Origin of the sequence: Helicobacter macacae MIT 99-5501 (assembly GCF_000507845.1) — a bacterium.
GTDB classification, from domain to species: domain Bacteria; phylum Campylobacterota; class Campylobacteria; order Campylobacterales; family Helicobacteraceae; genus Helicobacter_B; species Helicobacter_B macacae.
This window is the reverse complement of record NZ_KI669455.1, coordinates 314,381-330,141: the sequence shown is the minus strand read 5'-3', so window position 1 is coordinate 330,141 and position 15,761 is coordinate 314,381. Positions and strand designations below refer to the sequence as shown.

12 protein-coding genes are annotated in these 15,761 nt (G+C 42.0%); 8 read left to right on the top strand and 4 right to left on the bottom strand.

All coding sequences use genetic code 11. The features are described 5' to 3' along the window. The first annotated feature begins 155 nt into the window (after positions 1-155). The 7 genes from HMPREF2086_RS08895 (at position 156) to HMPREF2086_RS08865 (ending at position 10,540) form a co-directional block, all read left to right on the top strand. On the top strand, positions 156-2,108 hold the full coding sequence (locus HMPREF2086_RS08895) for a motility associated factor glycosyltransferase family protein (protein ID WP_023928467.1): 1,953 nt from the start codon (positions 156-158) through the stop codon (positions 2,106-2,108). 12 nt (positions 2,109-2,120) lie between these two features. Continuing rightward, a complete protein-coding gene (locus HMPREF2086_RS08890; protein WP_023928466.1) occupies positions 2,121-2,741 on the top strand; it encodes a hypothetical protein in 621 nt (206 codons plus the stop codon). After that, positions 2,731-4,017 carry an Eco57I restriction-modification methylase domain-containing protein gene (locus HMPREF2086_RS08885; protein ID WP_023928464.1) on the top strand — a complete coding sequence of 429 codons (1,287 nt, stop codon included), beginning with the start codon at positions 2,731-2,733 and terminating at the stop codon, positions 4,015-4,017. The genes HMPREF2086_RS08890 and HMPREF2086_RS08885 overlap by 11 nt, the downstream gene beginning before the upstream one ends. Before the next feature lie 106 nt (positions 4,018-4,123). Then, the gene (locus HMPREF2086_RS08880) at positions 4,124-5,008 is read left to right on the top strand and encodes a DNA-methyltransferase (RefSeq protein WP_023928463.1); all 885 of its coding nucleotides are present in this window, start codon (positions 4,124-4,126) and stop codon (positions 5,006-5,008) included. After that, positions 5,008-5,601 carry an HNH endonuclease gene (locus tag HMPREF2086_RS08875; RefSeq protein WP_023928462.1) on the top strand — a complete coding sequence of 198 codons (594 nt, stop codon included), beginning with the start codon at positions 5,008-5,010 and terminating at the stop codon, positions 5,599-5,601. The genes HMPREF2086_RS08880 and HMPREF2086_RS08875 overlap by 1 nt, the downstream gene beginning before the upstream one ends. A 126-nt stretch (positions 5,602-5,727) precedes the next feature. Next, positions 5,728-7,059, top strand: coding sequence for an adenylosuccinate lyase (purB, locus tag HMPREF2086_RS08870; RefSeq protein ID WP_023928461.1), 1,332 nt, complete (start codon positions 5,728-5,730; stop codon positions 7,057-7,059). Positions 7,060-7,699: 640 nt separating this feature from the next. Next, positions 7,700-10,540, top strand: coding sequence for a TonB-dependent receptor domain-containing protein (locus HMPREF2086_RS08865; RefSeq protein WP_023928460.1), 2,841 nt, complete (start codon positions 7,700-7,702; stop codon positions 10,538-10,540). A 232-nt stretch (positions 10,541-10,772) separates the two neighbouring features. Here HMPREF2086_RS08865 and rsmH read toward each other — a convergent pair whose 3' ends face one another. The 4 genes from rsmH to accB all read right to left on the bottom strand — a co-directional run bounded on the left by rsmH (position 10,773) and on the right by accB (position 14,693). Then, a complete protein-coding gene (rsmH, locus tag HMPREF2086_RS08860) occupies positions 10,773-11,741 on the bottom strand; it encodes a 16S rRNA (cytosine(1402)-N(4))-methyltransferase RsmH (RefSeq protein WP_023928459.1) in 969 nt (322 codons plus the stop codon). A 98-nt stretch (positions 11,742-11,839) separates the two neighbouring features. Further along, complete coding sequence (locus HMPREF2086_RS08855) at positions 11,840-12,598, bottom strand: hypothetical protein (RefSeq protein ID WP_023928458.1); 759 nt, start codon at positions 12,596-12,598, stop codon at positions 11,840-11,842. 166 nt (positions 12,599-12,764) lie between these two features. Beyond that, positions 12,765-14,213 carry an acetyl-CoA carboxylase biotin carboxylase subunit gene (locus tag HMPREF2086_RS08850; protein WP_023928457.1) on the bottom strand — a complete coding sequence of 483 codons (1,449 nt, stop codon included), beginning with the start codon at positions 14,211-14,213 and terminating at the stop codon, positions 12,765-12,767. Continuing rightward, positions 14,214-14,693, bottom strand: a complete 480-nt coding sequence (gene accB / locus HMPREF2086_RS08845; RefSeq protein WP_023928456.1) for an acetyl-CoA carboxylase biotin carboxyl carrier protein — start codon at positions 14,691-14,693, stop codon at positions 14,214-14,216. Between the two features lie 111 nt (positions 14,694-14,804). On the opposite strand from accB, the gene dcd reads away from it, so the two are divergent. Further along, a complete protein-coding gene (dcd, locus tag HMPREF2086_RS08840; RefSeq protein WP_023928455.1) occupies positions 14,805-15,374 on the top strand; it encodes a dCTP deaminase in 570 nt (189 codons plus the stop codon). Positions 15,375-15,761: the final 387 nt, after the last annotated feature.

Genomic DNA, 15,761 nt, shown 5'->3' with positions numbered 1-15,761 from the left:
AAAATCACAAATTGCTTATGTGCTTATTTAGCGATTGCGTATTATTGATTCTACGCTACAATATTAGGCATTTGGTTAAAGGCTTTTGGCTATGGCGATTAGGCTTGGCTAACTAGCAAAAATCTACTTACAAAATCCAAAAAGGGGTTGTCATAATGTTGCTTGAAGTGCTAAAATCCAATGACTACGAAGCGATACAAAAAGAAATATCCGTGCGTTTTGCAAAAAATATGGAGTATTTCCAAAAAACCTCGCCCGAGCTTTTTGACGCACTAAAAGAGCCCCCCACAGAATATAACCTCCTCATAAATAAGCAGGGCTTAAATATCATAAACCTCGCCACTAGCGAGCTTTCATATCCATTGGCTGATTCTCTCTCCACTATGGTAAGCGTAAATGAAGCCCTAAGCCTCTCTCCACTCAAAAATGATAAATGGACGATTCACTCTAATGGCATTTTTTTGGACAAAATGGATACGAGCAAATTCCCTATCACAGGGCAAGCGTGCAATGATTTTATAGAGCTATTATTTAAGCACGATGGAATCAAAGAGTATTTTTTAAGCAAAGATTTTATGCCCTCAACTTGCATTTTTGGGCTACTTGGTGGAATGTTTTTGGAGTTTATCATTGAGAGGGGAGTGTTTTTTCACTCACTTTTGATTTTTGAAGAAAACCTTGATATGTTCCGCGTGAGTTGCTACTTCGTGGATTATCCTAGACTTTTTAGTCGCGTAAGTGATGGAGCGTGCTATCTTTTTGTCAAAGACTTGGTAAATCGCTTTTTTATCCGCAACTTTTTTGCTCGCCAAAAAATCACAAATAATTTCTTGCGCGCACAAATCAATCTCTACAAAAGCCCAAAAATAGAATCAGCTATGCAAATCGTAAATGAAGAATACGCTAGCAATGCGCGAGGTTGGGGGAGCTTTGAAGATGAGATGATAGGCATAGAAAACACGCTAAAAAATATCGCCAAACCAAAAAGTCGCAAAGAAAAGCAAAATCTATTTCTTGTAAATCCTAAGCGCGTGGATATGCCTATTTGCGTGGTAGGAAATGGTGCTAGCCTAGATTCTAGCTTGGAGTTTTTGCGCGAAAATCAAGCAAATATGATAATTTTTAGCTGTGGGACAGCGATAAAACCACTAAAAGAAGCGGGAATAGAGCCAGATTTCCAAATCGAAATTGAACGCGTGGATTATCTAGAAAAATATCTCTCCCCAATACTTGGCAAAACCCCTTTGCTGTGTGGAAATATGGTAAATCCTAGTGCGCTAAATCTAGCAAGTGAAAAATATCTATTTATGCGTGGGGGAAGTGCCAGCGGGTATATGTTTAAAAGCCCTTTTGTTATGGAGTTTTGCGCTCCATTTGTGGGAAATGCGGGATTTGCACTTGCTTGTCAGCTAGGGAATGAAGTGCTTATGTGTGGGCTTGATTGTGGCTACATAAAGGGGAGGACTAAGCACGCTAGCAACTCCGCTTATGGCGATGAGGATACAAACTTACCTAGTAATGCTTTGCGCGTGCGAGGGAACTTCGACCACGAAGTGTATAGCGACTCAATCTTTTTGCTATCAAGCCAAATGATAACAAACGCGATAAAAACCCTAAAGCCAAAAATGGTGCTAAATCTAGGTGAGGGTGCTTATATAGAGGGTGCGCGTCCTAGCAAGATAAGTGAATTTAGCTTGAAAAAAAATAAAAAATCAACATTTGTAAAGCAGATAAAGGGCTATTTCAAAGAGGATAAAAAACTTATTTTTAGCGATTTTAGGGAGGATTTTTATCTACAAGAAATACAGGAGTTTAAATCCAAACTTTCAAACGCTCTAAACACCACTATTACCACCAAACAAGAGCTATTTCAGTGGGTGGATATGATATTTGCCATAAACGCCAAAAAGTCGATAAACTCGCCATTTGTTGGGATTCTCTTTGAGGGAAGTCTAGCCCATATCTGCCAAAATCTAATGATAGCGGCACTGCATTTGCCGCATAATGACATTAGCGCGTTTTTTGATGAAGCAAAAGATAGTATCCAAAATGCGTTTGATAAAATGCTACTGCGCTATAAAATGCTCGCCTCAAAGTATCAAAACTAGCTCAAGGGCTATATGCAAGAGTTGCCAAAATTACTTTGTGAAATGGTTGCGTTTTTGCAAAGACAAAATCTACATTTAAGCAGAAGTAGCCGAGATGGGCGCATAAATTCTGCATTTAACGAAGATGAGATTTTTAATCTGCTAGAAGCAAACTTTGCGATAAATCGCCCTAATATGCGCGATTGGGTGGATTTTAGTTTTGAGGTGGAGGGTGCGTTTTATCCTGTCAATATCAAGGTAAGCACCACGCAAACAACGGATAATCTCAACTGCAAACTTGGAATCTACTACGCGCTTACGGGGCAGATTCCGCCTTTTAGCAATGGTGTGGATTGGGAGACTTACTTTCGCACATTACGCGAAAATCTGCAAGAAAATTCCAAAGATTATTACTTTCTCATTGTAAATAAAGAGGATTCGCGTGATATTTTTGCCACCTCACTAAAGAGCCTAAGGCACATTATCCCAAATGGCAATAATTTGCCATTTCAGGCAAAATGGGAGGCGAATCGTGAGATAATACAGCGCGATTTTAATGAGGCAAAGGACTTTTTGCTAGGCACATTTGAAAAGTCGCTAAAACTCCGTGCAGACGCATATCTATCATACAAAAGGTATTTTTGTGAATCGTGATTTAGAGCTTGACATTACGCATTTAGGGCAGGTTTTTACCCCGCAACATATCGTTAGCGATATGCTTAGTCTTGTGCGAAGCGTGAAGCGCGAGCAAAATCCGCGATTTTTAGAGCCAAGCTGTGGCAATGGGGCGTTTTGGCAAAATCTGCCAAGCAACAAAGTCGGCATAGAGATTGACACAAACGCGCTTAAGCAAGTCGCGAATCTAGATTTTAAAACGCAAAATAAACTCTTAAACATAGACTTTTTTAGCTACCCCGTGAGTGAGAAATTTGACACCATTATCGGCAATCCGCCTTATGTGCGCTACCAAGACATACTTGATTCGACAAAAGCCCTGCTAAAGCCATTTAGCGCGATATTTGATATGCGAACCAATCTCTATCTCTTTTTTATTTACAAATGCGTGTTGCACCTAAAAGAGCACGGTGAGCTTATTTTCATCACGCCACGCGATTTCTTAAAAAGCACGGCGAGTGTGAAACTAAATGAGTTTCTTTTCGCACAAGGCAGTATCACGGACTTTGTTGAGCTGGGGGACAAAAGGATTTTTGATAAAGCACAGCCAAATTGTGTGATTTGGCGGTTTGAGAAGGGCGACTTTTCGCGCAAAGTAAATCTAGCGCGTAATTTTAGCTGTGTCAATGGACAGCTAATGCTAACTAAAAATCGCTACACAATTCCATTTAACGCGCTATTTTTTGTCAAGGTGGGCGCGGTGAGTGGTGCGGATAAAATCTATGCAAATGATGAGTTTGGCAATGTGGAGTTTGTGTGCTCCCACAGCGCAAAAAGTGGCAAAACAAAAAAGATGATTTATGGCGAATTTGGCAAAGATAGCGCGTATTTGCAAGGCTTTAAACCGCAGCTTTTGAAGCGCAAAATCAAAAAATTTGATGAAAATAATTGGTGGGAATGGGGGCGCGACTACCACAAAAGCGATGAAGCGCGAATCTATGTAAATGCTAAAACGCGCAATAAAAAGCCCTTTTTCTTGCACCATTGCAAGGCTTATGATGGCTCTGTGCTAGCGGTTTTCCCGCGCTTTAAGGTGGATTTGGCAGATTTGCAAAAGCTGTGTGAAATGCTAAATAATGTGGATTGGGAGGAGCTAGGATTTGTCTGCGATGGGCGGTTTTTATTTTCACAGCGCAGTTTGGAGAATTGCCTGCTTGGCAGTGAATTTAGGGAGGTTTATAAGCAAGGGCAACATAGACTAAATACAAAATCAAAGCACACAAATGCCACACAAAAAATCGCGCTAAATGCTTAGAATAAATAGATTTTGCTAAAGTGGCGACAAAAGGGATTTAGTCATTTGACAAAAACAAATATAGGGAAATCTAGTATAATTACGCAAAATATCTAAAAGGGCGTAAATGACTTTGGTTTCACACACAAATAGCAATGTTATCGAATCTAGCACAGATTCGGTAGTGGTTGCAAAAAAAATAAAATCAACGAATTTAAAAAAAACAAAGCCACAGAAACTAACGCCATTTTTTAACCACAAAAATATCGCTCTGTATGAGAGTTCTGTGCTTAGACGCTCACTTTTAGTTCCGCAAAGCCTTGATTTAATTATCACTTCCCCACCCTATAATGTCGGTATAGAATATAACTCAAATGACGATAGGGGCGAGTATGAGGTTTATTTGGCTTTTTGTGAAAAATGGCTTAAAAATTGTTATCTTTGGGCAAAAGATGGTGGTAGATTTTGCCTTAATATCCCGCTTGATAAAAACAAAGGCGGACAGCAAAGCGTGGGCGCGGATTTGACAAATCTTGCCAAAAAAATCGGGTGGAAATACCACAGCACAATCGTGTGGAATGAGGGCAATATCTCGCGCCGCACGGCTTGGGGGAGTTGGCTTAGCGCGTCTGCACCTTATGTCATCGCGCCTGTGGAGCTAATCCTCGTGCTTTATAAAGGCGAGTGGAAAAAATCCCAAAAAGGCATAAGCGATATAAACAAAGATGAGTTTATGGCTTGGACAAATGGACTTTGGAGTTTTAATGGCGAATCCAAAAAACGCGTAGGACACCCCGCGCCTTTCCCACGCGAACTACCAAAGCGGTGTATAAAGCTTTTTTCTTTTGTAGGTGATGTCATTTGCGACCCATTTAGTGGCTCTGGCACAACTATGATAGAAAGCTACCTCAACAAACGCGCATTTGTAGGAATCGAGATAGACAAAAGCTACTGCGAACTTGCCAAAAATCGCTTTTTGCAAACGATTCAAAAAGAAAAAGGATTGTTTTAATGAGTGATAAAAAGCACATTTCACAGCTTGATTTGATAATGGAATTTTTTAAGGCAAATCCTAAGCGCGACATTTCGCACCCTGAAGTTGTGGATTGGGTAACAAATGAGTGGCAAAAACGAACGGGTAAGGTGTTTCGCGACCCTGATAGAGGCATAAGGAGTTTGCACCAAAAAGGGTATTTGCAAAAAATCGCCAAAGGTGTGTATCGCTATGAGCCTGAAATGGTGCATTTAAGGGAGGATTTGGAGGATTTTAGCTCCGCTTTGAAAAAGCAGATTTTAGAGAGGGATAATTACAAATGCGTGATTTGTGGGCTTGGTAAAAAAGAGGGCGTGGAGCTACATATAGACCACATAAAGCCAAAAGATTTGGGCGGTAAAGCGACTTTGCAAAATGAGCAAACGCTGTGTGCTAGGCATAATTTTTTAAAGAAAAATTTAAAGCAAACCGAAACGGGCAAGAAAATGTTTATACAAATGCTTGAAACGGCAAAGGAAAATGATGATAAAGGGCTAGTTGCCTTTCTAAAAGAAGTGCTTGAAGTGTATGAAAAGCACAATATCAATGGGCATATTGTGTGGAAAAAGTAGGCAAATAATTCTTGTGTGAAAAGTATGCCAAACAACAATATAAATCCTTGCCAAAATCACATCAATGCGACAAAATACAACACAGCTTAAAAAAACAAAAACAACAAACCACAAAAGGAGCGATGAATGGTAGAGCGATATGCAAGAGAGCAGATGAAAGCACTATGGAGCACAGAGGCGAAGTATGGCGCGTGGCTAGAGGTAGAAAAAGCCCTCGTGCGCGGGTGGAACAAGCTAGGGCTTATCCCTGATAGCGATTGTGAGAAAATCTGTGCGAACGCGAAGTTTGACATAGCGCGTATTGATGAGATTGAGGCGGTTACCAAGCACGATTTAATCGCCTTTACTACGAGTGTAGCGGAGTCTTTGGGCGAGGAGTCGCGGTGGTTTCACTATGGCATTACTAGCAGTGATTGTATCGACACAGCTGTGGCACTGCAGATGAGGGATTCTCTAAAGCTCATTATGCAGGGTGTGCGCGATTTACGCGAAGTGATAAAGAAAAAAGCCTATCAGCACAAAGACACGCTTATGGTGGGGCGAAGCCACGGCATTCACGGCGAGCCTATCACATTTGGGCTTGTGTGCGCGGTGTGGTATGATGAGATGGGGCGACATTTGCATTCCTTAGAATCTAGCCTTGAGACTATCAGCGTGGGGCAGCTAAGCGGTGCTATGGGAAATCTCGCCCACACGCCGATAGAACTCGAAGAGCTCGTGTGTGCAGAGCTAGGGCTAAAGCCCGCCCCTGTGAGCAATCAAGTAATCCAGCGCGATAGATACGCACGAGTAATCACGGATTTAGCCCTGCTAGCAAGCAGTTGTGAGAAAGTCGCTGTGGAGATTCGGCATTTGCAGCGCACGGAAGTGTATGAAGCGGAGGAGTTTTTCGAGGAGGGGCAAAAGGGCAGTAGTGCTATGCCTCACAAGCGCAATCCCGTGCTAAGCGAGAATATCACGGGGCTTTGTCGCGTGATTAGGGGGTTTGCCCTGCCTGCTATGGAGAATGTCGCGCTGTGGCACGAGCGCGATATAAGCCACTCTAGCGTGGAGCGATTTATCCTGCCAGATAGCTTCATCACCACAGATTTTATGCTCGCTCGGCTTAGTAGCCTACTTGATAAACTTCTCATCTACCCCAAAAATATGCTAAAAAATCTAAATCTCACAGGTGGGCTTGTTTTCTCACAGCGTGTGCTACTAGAGCTACCCAAAAAGGGAATCTCGCGTGAAAATGCTTACAAAATCGTGCAAAGAAACGCGATGAAAGTATGGCAAGATTTGCAAGAGGGAAGAAGCGCGCTCAATGAGCGTGGGGAATCGCTATATTTGCAATATTTACTTTCAGATTCCGAGCTTGTCAGTGCGATAGGGCAGGAGGCAATCAAAGAGTGCTTTGATTTTGGCTACTACACAAAAAGTGTAGATTCTATCTTTAAGCGTGTATTTGGGGAGTAGTCTTTGGTAGTTTTTTATAAAAATCTAGTGTATTTTTTTGGCATATTTAGATTTTGCTTTGCTTGGCATATTTAAGGCTTTTTGTTGGGGTTTTTTTTGGAACTTAAAAAAGCCAAAATAATTCCACTAGATTTTGCATTATGCTTAAGATACTTTGGTTTCTTAAAAACTTCAGTAATCTCAAATTGTGGATTTTTTCGGTTGTCTTAAATCGATTTAATTTATAAAATCTTGCCAAAAGAAATCCATAATCTTTTTGCGAAAAAATATTGTTTTCACTAAATTTTTCAAATTTTTACAATTTTCCCAAAATTTTTCACTCCCACTTCACAAATTTCATTTACCAAAGTAAAAATTATCGATATGTTCCGCAAATTTGGGGAATCTAAGGGCGATATTTCTATCTTTTGACTAGCAAAAATAGCACAAAATCTTTTCTAAAAAATACTTACCAAAATCTAACTTTTTGCAAAATCACACCTACGCATTCCCATAAAAGCGAATCTCTCTCATTATGATATTCATTTTGGGAGTGTAGTGAGAATTAAGCGCAGTTTTATTTTAAATGATTATAATGCGCGAGTTTTATCTAGCACTAGCAAATAAAACTTAAAAAATTTATTTAAGATAAGGAGCATTTATGAACGAAGTAACATTACCAATCCAAAATCCTAGCAAGACTAGAGGAAAGTCTAGAGAAAAGAGAATCTCTAGCAAAGCATTTGCATTCACACTAAGCCTTAGCCTAGCTACTTCCCTCGCTCTAGCTGATAACGAGAGAGAGAGAGAGAGAGTAACTCCCGCGCAACAAACTGCTAAAGATTCTGCTTTAAATTCTACCCACCCCCTAGCCCCCTCCGCACAGGGAGGGGGGACAAAGATAGATTCCTCCGCACAGGGAGGGGGAATAAAAGTGGATTCCTCCGCGCTAGAAAAGGGAAAAATACAATCCTCCATAAAAGCAGGGGAAACAAAAATGCGATTATCACTAAATGAAGTAGGAGCAAATTCTACTAAAGATTCTAGTTTGGAATCTAGCAAAGAATCTAACTCAAACCCTAGCCAAGAATCTAGTGCAGAATCTAATAAAGATTCTAGCTTAGATTCAAATTCTAATGCGGATTCTAGCTCTAGCGTAGGTTCTAGCCAAAGCACCACTTCACAAAAATCCTCACAACACCAAAGCTCACAGCACCAAAACTCTAAGCGATATGACAAACTCATAAAGCACGACAAACAATACGACACCCTAGAAGCAAAGCAGTTGCAAAAAGTTGTCGTAACCGCAGGTGGGTTTGAGCAAGACTACACGCTAGCACCAGCGAGTATCAGCACAGTAAGCCCAAAAGAAGTGATGAGCCGTCCTGTGCGGGATTTGGGCGAGGCGATACAGTATGTGCCCGGGGTGTCCATAGATAGCGGTGTCTCAAAGACAAGCGGGTATAATATCTCTATTCGCGGTAGCACCGATGTGCTTACCCTCATTGATGGCAAGCGCTCCAGCACAGGCGGAGACGCGCTTTTCCCCAATGGCTTTGGAAGCGCGGTAAATTACTTTATCCCGCCGATGAGTGCTATTGAGCGAATCGAAGTCATACGCGGTCCTGCTAGCACGCTCTATGGAAGCGATGCTATGGGTGGTGTGGTAAATATCATCACTAAGAAAAGTTTTGATAAATGGGGTGCGAGCTTGCAACTAAACACCACTTTGCAAGAGGAAAAGCGATTTGGACATCAACAAGGCTTTAATTTCTACACTGCAGGTCCGCTAAATAGCGCAAAAAATTGGGGGCTTACTTTGAGAGGCTCTCAATACGCGAGGTTTGGCGTGCCTTTGCAAAATCTTGTTTTGCCGCATTTGAGCGCAAATAGTGCGCAAGCTAGCACGCTTGTGGGGATTGCGCCCGGTCAAATGTATAATATCGGCGGACGCTTGCAGTGGAACTCTCTAGAATCTGTGGGGAGTTCTCCTCGAGATAGCGTGTATTTGGATTTAAACTATGGCGCACAGCTTTTTGATAACTCTGATGGACTGCTGCTCTCAAACTGGTCGCAAGGCTGGCGTCCGGGTAATCCTGCGGAAAATCTAAGGAGAAACAATGGCTATGATACAAACTACAACATTTATCAGGCAAATGCGATTCTCTCTCATCAGGGGAATTACTATCGTAATGAGGGAGGGATTTTTGAATCCTATAAAATGGATAATACCGTGCAGTATAATCTCACAGAAAATGACGGGCGCACTGTGCCACAAAATACAAGTGTCCCCAATGGCACGCTTGCCACAGGTCCTTTTAATGGCGTAAGTGCGGGCGATGATAGGGACTTGCGTGCGCAAGATGTGATTGCCGAGCACAAAAGCAAAATGTTTTTTAACTTCGGGCGAAATGTCGGGCTTAATCTGGGTGTAGGTGCGCGCTATTGGTATAACACATTTAATGATAATCTCCTAGCAGTAGTCGCGCAAGGTGCAAGCTCTCTAAAAGAGCAACATATCGGTGCGGTGTATGCTGAAGGCGAGTTCGCGCTCTTTAATCGCGTGTTTTTGACACTTGGTGGGCGAGGGAATTTTAACTCCATTTTTGGGAGCAATTTCTCTCCTCGCGCCTATATTGCTTATAATATTATTGATGGCTGGCTTACGCTAAAGGGCGGTGTAAGCACAGGCTATAAATCCCCCGCACTTAATCAGCTTGTAAATGGGATTGTGAGCTTTTCTGCCTCTGGAGCACAGCCAACCTATGGGAATCCAAACCTTACTCCACAAACAAGCGTAACCTATGAGCTTTCTCTACTCACTGATAATGACTTTTTTAATCTAAGCGTTACGGGATTTTACACAGATTTTAAAGACAGAATCACGAGCGTTGGAGGATTTGCGCAAGGCACGGTGGTAGGCACTACGGGGCAAATTTGTGGTGCGACAGGGAACTACACCTGCTCATATTACGCAAACTTGGGCGAGGCGAAATCCTATGGTGCGGAAGTGGCACTAGGACTTAGACCTATTGAGGTGGGGTATGGCGAGATAAGTCTAAATGGGGCTTACACATTTAATCACACCTACATTTCTCGCACCGCAGCTGGCGCGACAGGGAGCACAGACCAACGACTTACTAATGTCCCGCTTCATAGTGTGAATGCGAGCCTAAACTATGATAGTAAATACTTCGGTGCATACATAAGACAGGAGGTAAAAACGCATCTCTATCGCGGCAATCCAAACACGCCAAATACCGCTGCAGCCACACTTGGCGAATACTATAAGCCGATATATCTCACGCATTTAGGCGTGTATGGCAAGCCTACGGAGAATCTGCGCATAACCTTTGCAGTGTATAACTTGCTTAATCGTAATTTTGTGGATTATCAAAGCTATATGGGTGGCAATGCTGGGATGACATTGACTTGGGCAAACCACTATAACTATATCCGCGAGGGCAGGAGATATTATATTTCCTTGCAGTATGATTTTTAGTGTAAATCCCACGCTTTTCATCTAATGCTATCTGCTATGAGAATCTTAAAATTCTCATAGCCTTATGTAAAAAGATTTTGTGCTAGTCATTAGCGATGCAAATTTATTATGTTTTTAAATGTGAGATAGCTTATTTGCGATAAAGGCAAAATCTAAATATTATTATTTTGGGCTATTTTATAAGGTTTTCTAGCTAAATTAGGAAATCTCATTACTAGCAATACTTAAATGTTTATTGCCTAAACGCAAATGCTCGCAGTTTGGCACTGCGTGAGCGGGGATTTGAGTTTATTTCTTTTTCGCTGGCTATGAGTGGCTTTTTGGTCAGAATCTCTCCTTTAGCATTATCCCCACCACATACGCATTTCATCACGCTTGCTTCACACACACACGGCCTAGCCCACTGCCTAAAAGTCTCTTTGACTATCCTATCCTCAAGTGAGTGAAAGCTGATAATCCCTACCCTCGCGCCACGCATAGCATTGCTTTGATTTTCTAGCACAAAGAGTGCGTTTTTTAGCTCATCTAGCTCGTTATTTACCTCCATTCGCACCGCTTGAAATGCAAGTGTAGCTGGGTGGATTTTGCCTCCTTTGTGGTTGCTATGTGAGCGCAAAAACTCGCTAAACTCCCTCGCACTTTCAAAATCCCCACTAGATTTTATACGCGCTTTGATAGACTTGGCTAGCTTTTTATACTCTTTTATCTCGCCATACTCGCGCAATACACGCCCTAGCTCAAACTCACTATATGTGTTTATCACATATTTTGCGTCCTTGCTTTGAGCCAAATCCATACGCATATCAAGTGCGTGAGAGCCAAACCCAAACCCACGCTCGCTACTATCTAGCTGCATAGAGCTAACCCCTATATCTGCCAAAACCCCTACTATGCGTCTATCTAGCGATTTTGCTAACCCAAACGCCCTCTCAATCCCAAGCGAAAAAGGCGCGTTTATGGTGTGAAGCTTTTGGCTTAGTCCCGCTTCTTTGGCATAAGCTGTGGCTATGTCTATGGCTTGCGTGTCTTTATCTATGGCGATGATTTCTAAAGAGGGAAATTCTCTTAAAAATTCTAGGGTATGCCCTCCTAGCCCCAAAGTGCAATCAATTATCACGGGATTGTTATTTGCATTTGCTACGCATACAGGCGCAAATATATCAAGCACTTCGCGCAACAAAACAGGGATATGTTTTTGCATAAAAATCCTTATCTTGTAATTATTTGTTTTTCTTTTTTTTTTGGGGAGGGGCAAGAAAAATGTGCAGTTATAAAATCAACAAGTCTAAAAAGTGAAATCTAGTGTAAATTTAGCAGTTGTAGCACTCGCTCGGCACGGATACCTCTGCCACCCTGCGCGGCTTTGAACTCCTCGCTTAGCAACATATCTCTATTTAGCTTCTCATAGCTTTTATCGGTTTTTGCTAGCTCGTCCATTTCACTTTGTGCGCGTTTGTAGAGGATTTTGCGTGCGGTTTTTACTTGTGCTTTTTGCTCTTTTAGCAAGCTAGCGTATTCTATCACGGCATCGCTATTTTTGATTTCTAGCGTGTTTGGATTTACCTTTTTGCCCGAGATAGCGACTTCTGGGACGAGGTTTGTATAGGTTTTTTCAAAGACATTTTTGCCACCAAAGTTTGCGAGATTGTAGGCTTCTTGCATTTTTTCATAGACTTTTTGGGCTTCTTGCTCAATAGCCTGCATAGCTTCATCATCTTGCTCCTCTGTGGCTTGGTCTAGCTTTAGAGCGAGCTTTTCATAGACTTTTTGGTGCTTTTGGAGGGTGTTTAGGGACTTTGTCATCACTTCTAGTTCGCCTAGAGCGGTGTTTATAGCGTTTAGGTTGTGGCTTGGAGTGTTGCTTGGATTTTGGAGGGAATCTAGCTTTTGCAGTGGGGTGGGCTTAGTTTTTATCGATTCTGCTGATAGTAGGTGGCTAGGAGGTATCTCTTTAGCCGTGTCTATATTGTCATTATTTTTGGCAGTGTCTTTTGACTTGGGCGTGGCTTTTTTTTCATCATTTATATGTAGTGGCTTTAGTTTAGAATCTATCTGCATTTGCTATCTCTTTTGTGGATTTTGACTAAATTTTGCTTAAAAAGTCTAGCAAAATCTATATCACAAATCTAAAATCCTCTTATAAAACTCCTAAAACATTAGGCAAATCCTCACCAAAAATCAACACAGATTTTTAGATTTTTGCTTTTTTGGCTTTTTGCAAAGACTATTCCATATCCTGCTCTAGGTATTTGGTGTGGATTTTGGATTTTAGGAAATCTGCATTGCTCATCATTTTTATGTGAAATGGAATCGTGCTTTTGATTCCCTCAATTTTAAACTCTTTTAGCGCACGCTTCATTTTGGCAATGGCTTTGTTTCTATCCTCGCCCCACACGATTAGCTTGCCAATCATCGAGTCATAAAACATAGGCACGACATATCCTGCATACGCGTGGCTATCAAGTCGCACATTTGCGCCACCGGGCGTTATCCACTGCGTGATTTTGCCTGCACTTGGGTAGAATTTCACAGGGTCTTCTGCTGTGATTCTGCACTCTATGCTGTGTCCTTTGAACTCTATCTCATCTTGGCTAGGTAGCTTATCGCCCTCTGCTATGCGTATCATCCATTCTACCAAGTCAAGTCCGCTTACCATTTCACTAACTGTATGCTCTACTTGCAAGCGGGTATTCATCTCCATAAAGAAAAAATCTTTGTTGTTGGAATCTAGCAAAAACTCAAATGTCCCGGCTCCCACATAGCCGATATGTTTGGCGGCTTTGACAGCGGTTTTTAGGAGGTTTGCCCTCACTTCTTGGCTAAGAACAACAGCTGGAGTCTCTTCGATTAGCTTTTGCTGTCTGCGCTGGGCAGAGCAGTCGCGCTCACCTATGTGAAGCACATTGCCGTGTTTATCAGCGAGAATCTGCACTTCAATGTGCTTGGGTTTGTTTATGAATTTTTCCATATAAATCGTGCCATCTCCAAACGCGCTTAAAGCCTCACTCTCTGCGGCAAGGTAGAGGTTTTTTAGTAGGCTTTCATCTTCTACGATACGCATACCGCGTCCACCACCACCTGCAGCGGCTTTTAGGATTACAGGGTAGCCGATTTTTTTGGCGACTTCGTAGGCTTGGTTGTAGTCTTTGAGTGCGCCATCACTCCCCTCTATGACAGGCACACCCGCGTCTTTCATCACATCTTTTGCTTTGGATTTATCGCTCATTAGCACCATTACATCGCTACTTGGTCCTATGAACTCTACGCCGTGATGAGCGCAAATCTCCACAAAATGCTGATTTTCACTCAAAAATCCATACCCCGGGAAAATCGCGTCCGCATCGACTAAAGAAGCTGTGCTCATAATCGCAGGGATATTTAGGTAGCTCTCACTAGATTTTGCCCCACCTATGCAGATTTTGACATCGGCAACATCAAGATAGTGAGTGTCTTTATCCGCAGTAGAATAGATAGCTATTGCCTGCTTGCCCATCTCTTGAATCGTGCGAATGGCTCGCAGGGCGATTTCGCCACGATTGGCTATGAGAATGCGCTCTAGTTTTTTTGGCTTTGGCTGTGATTTTGCGCCTTGTGCTTTTGTGGCGTTTGATTTTGGGGATTTTGCGCTGTCTTGGTTATTTGCCAAAGTGTTGGCTTGCTTTGCTGGCTTCATTTAGAGTTTTTCCACTTTTATGAGATTGCTACCGTATTCCACAGGCTGCCCATCATCAGTCTCTATGCTTAAGATTTTGCAGTCAAATTCTGCTTCGATTTCATTCATTATTTTCATTGCTTCGATTATGCCGATAGTTTGTCCCTTTTTGACGGTATCGCCCACAGCGACATAAGGAGCAGCCTCTGGGCTAGGACGATGATAAAATGTCCCAACCATAGGCGAAGTGATAAAATCTCCGCTCTTTGTAGCGGGCGGTGTGGGTGCGCTTGGGGTGGGTGTAGCACTTGCTGTGCTTGTGGAAGCATCTTGGGCAAGTGGTGTGCTAGGAAGTGGAGGAAGTGTGGCGGGTGTAGCTGGAGCAGTGGGAGCGTAGCTTTTGTCAAGCTTTAGCTCAAAATTATCTTCTCTTAGGCTTAGTTTTGCTATTTGGCTGTTGTTGAATATTTCAATAAGCCGTTTGATGTCTGCTAAATTCATCAAAAATCCTTTTTCAAGCAAATTAAATCTTGTATAATAGCACATTTAGCAAAAACAAAAGCTAAAACAATCTTTAAACTCCAAAATATCAAACGCAAAAAGGAGCACCAAATGGGGCTAAAATCGGATAAATGGATACGAAAAATGAGCTTAGAACACGGAATGATAGAGCCATTTTGCGAAAAGCAAGTGGGGAAAAATATTGTTTCTTTTGGGCTTTCAAGCTATGGCTATGATATTCGCGTGGGAAGTAAGTTTATGATATTTAGCAATGTGGATTCTATGGTGGTAGACCCCAAAAATTTCCACGAAAACAATGTCATCACCAAAGAGGCAAAAGACGGATTTTGCATAGTCCCGCCCAACTCCTTTGCGCTAGCACACACGGTGGAGTATTTTAAAATGCCGCGTGATACACTTGCAATATGTCTAGGCAAAAGCACTTATGCGCGGTGTGGCATTATTGTCAATGTTACGCCCTTTGAGCCAGAATTTGAGGGGCATATCACTATTGAGATTTCTAATACCACACCACTTCCTGCCAAAATCTATGCAAATGAGGGCATAGCCCAAGTGTTATTTTTTCAAGGAGATGAAATGTGTGAGGTAAGTTATAAAGATAGAGGCGGGAAGTATCAAGGACAAAGGGGAATTACACTTCCTAGAATCTTAGAAAAATAAGCATTTGTTTGAGTGCTGTGTAAAGGTTTTATTAAGTTGTAATTAAACAACTCCTAGTGGAGTGGGACACAAGATGTATTAAGATAGTGAAATAGAGTGGGGGCAACAAAAGAAAAAGGAGGGCTTTAGATTTTTGCTTAAGATTTTCGTGTGGCAAAAACCCGCTTAAAGATTCTCGCTGATTTGCTAAAAAAGCATAAGCAAATCTCGTCCAAGTGGCAACGAACACTAAAAAACTAGCACCAAAACCTAGCAATGCCAAAACCTTAGAAAAAACCTCTAGACAAACTTTGGACTTATCTAAGATTTCAGTGTAGCTAATGTGTCAAATCTCAAAAACGATTTGAAAGCCATTGGCTTCAAATCGTTGTCATATCTCCAAAGCCT

Bases quoted from the DNA above. Each gene is read 5' to 3' on its own strand.
- HMPREF2086_RS08895 (WP_023928467.1), top strand. From the start codon at position 156: ATGTTGCTTGAAGTGCTAAAATCCAATGACTACGAAGCGATACAAAAA.
- HMPREF2086_RS08890 (WP_023928466.1), top strand. From the start codon at position 2,121: ATGCAAGAGTTGCCAAAATTACTTTGTGAAATGGTTGCGTTTTTGCAA.
- HMPREF2086_RS08880 (WP_023928463.1), top strand. From the start codon at position 4,124: ATGACTTTGGTTTCACACACAAATAGCAATGTTATCGAATCTAGCACA.
- HMPREF2086_RS08875 (WP_023928462.1), top strand. From the start codon at position 5,008: ATGAGTGATAAAAAGCACATTTCACAGCTTGATTTGATAATGGAATTT.
- purB (WP_023928461.1), top strand. From the start codon at position 5,728: ATGGTAGAGCGATATGCAAGAGAGCAGATGAAAGCACTATGGAGCACA.
- HMPREF2086_RS08865 (WP_023928460.1), top strand. From the start codon at position 7,700: ATGAACGAAGTAACATTACCAATCCAAAATCCTAGCAAGACTAGAGGA.
- rsmH (WP_023928459.1), bottom strand. From the start codon at position 11,741: ATGCAAAAACATATCCCTGTTTTGTTGCGCGAAGTGCTTGATATATTT.
- HMPREF2086_RS08855 (WP_023928458.1), bottom strand. From the start codon at position 12,598: ATGCAGATAGATTCTAAACTAAAGCCACTACATATAAATGATGAAAAA.
- HMPREF2086_RS08850 (WP_023928457.1), bottom strand. From the start codon at position 14,213: ATGAAGCCAGCAAAGCAAGCCAACACTTTGGCAAATAACCAAGACAGC.
- accB (WP_023928456.1), bottom strand. From the start codon at position 14,693: ATGAATTTAGCAGACATCAAACGGCTTATTGAAATATTCAACAACAGC.
- dcd (WP_023928455.1), top strand. From the start codon at position 14,805: ATGGGGCTAAAATCGGATAAATGGATACGAAAAATGAGCTTAGAACAC.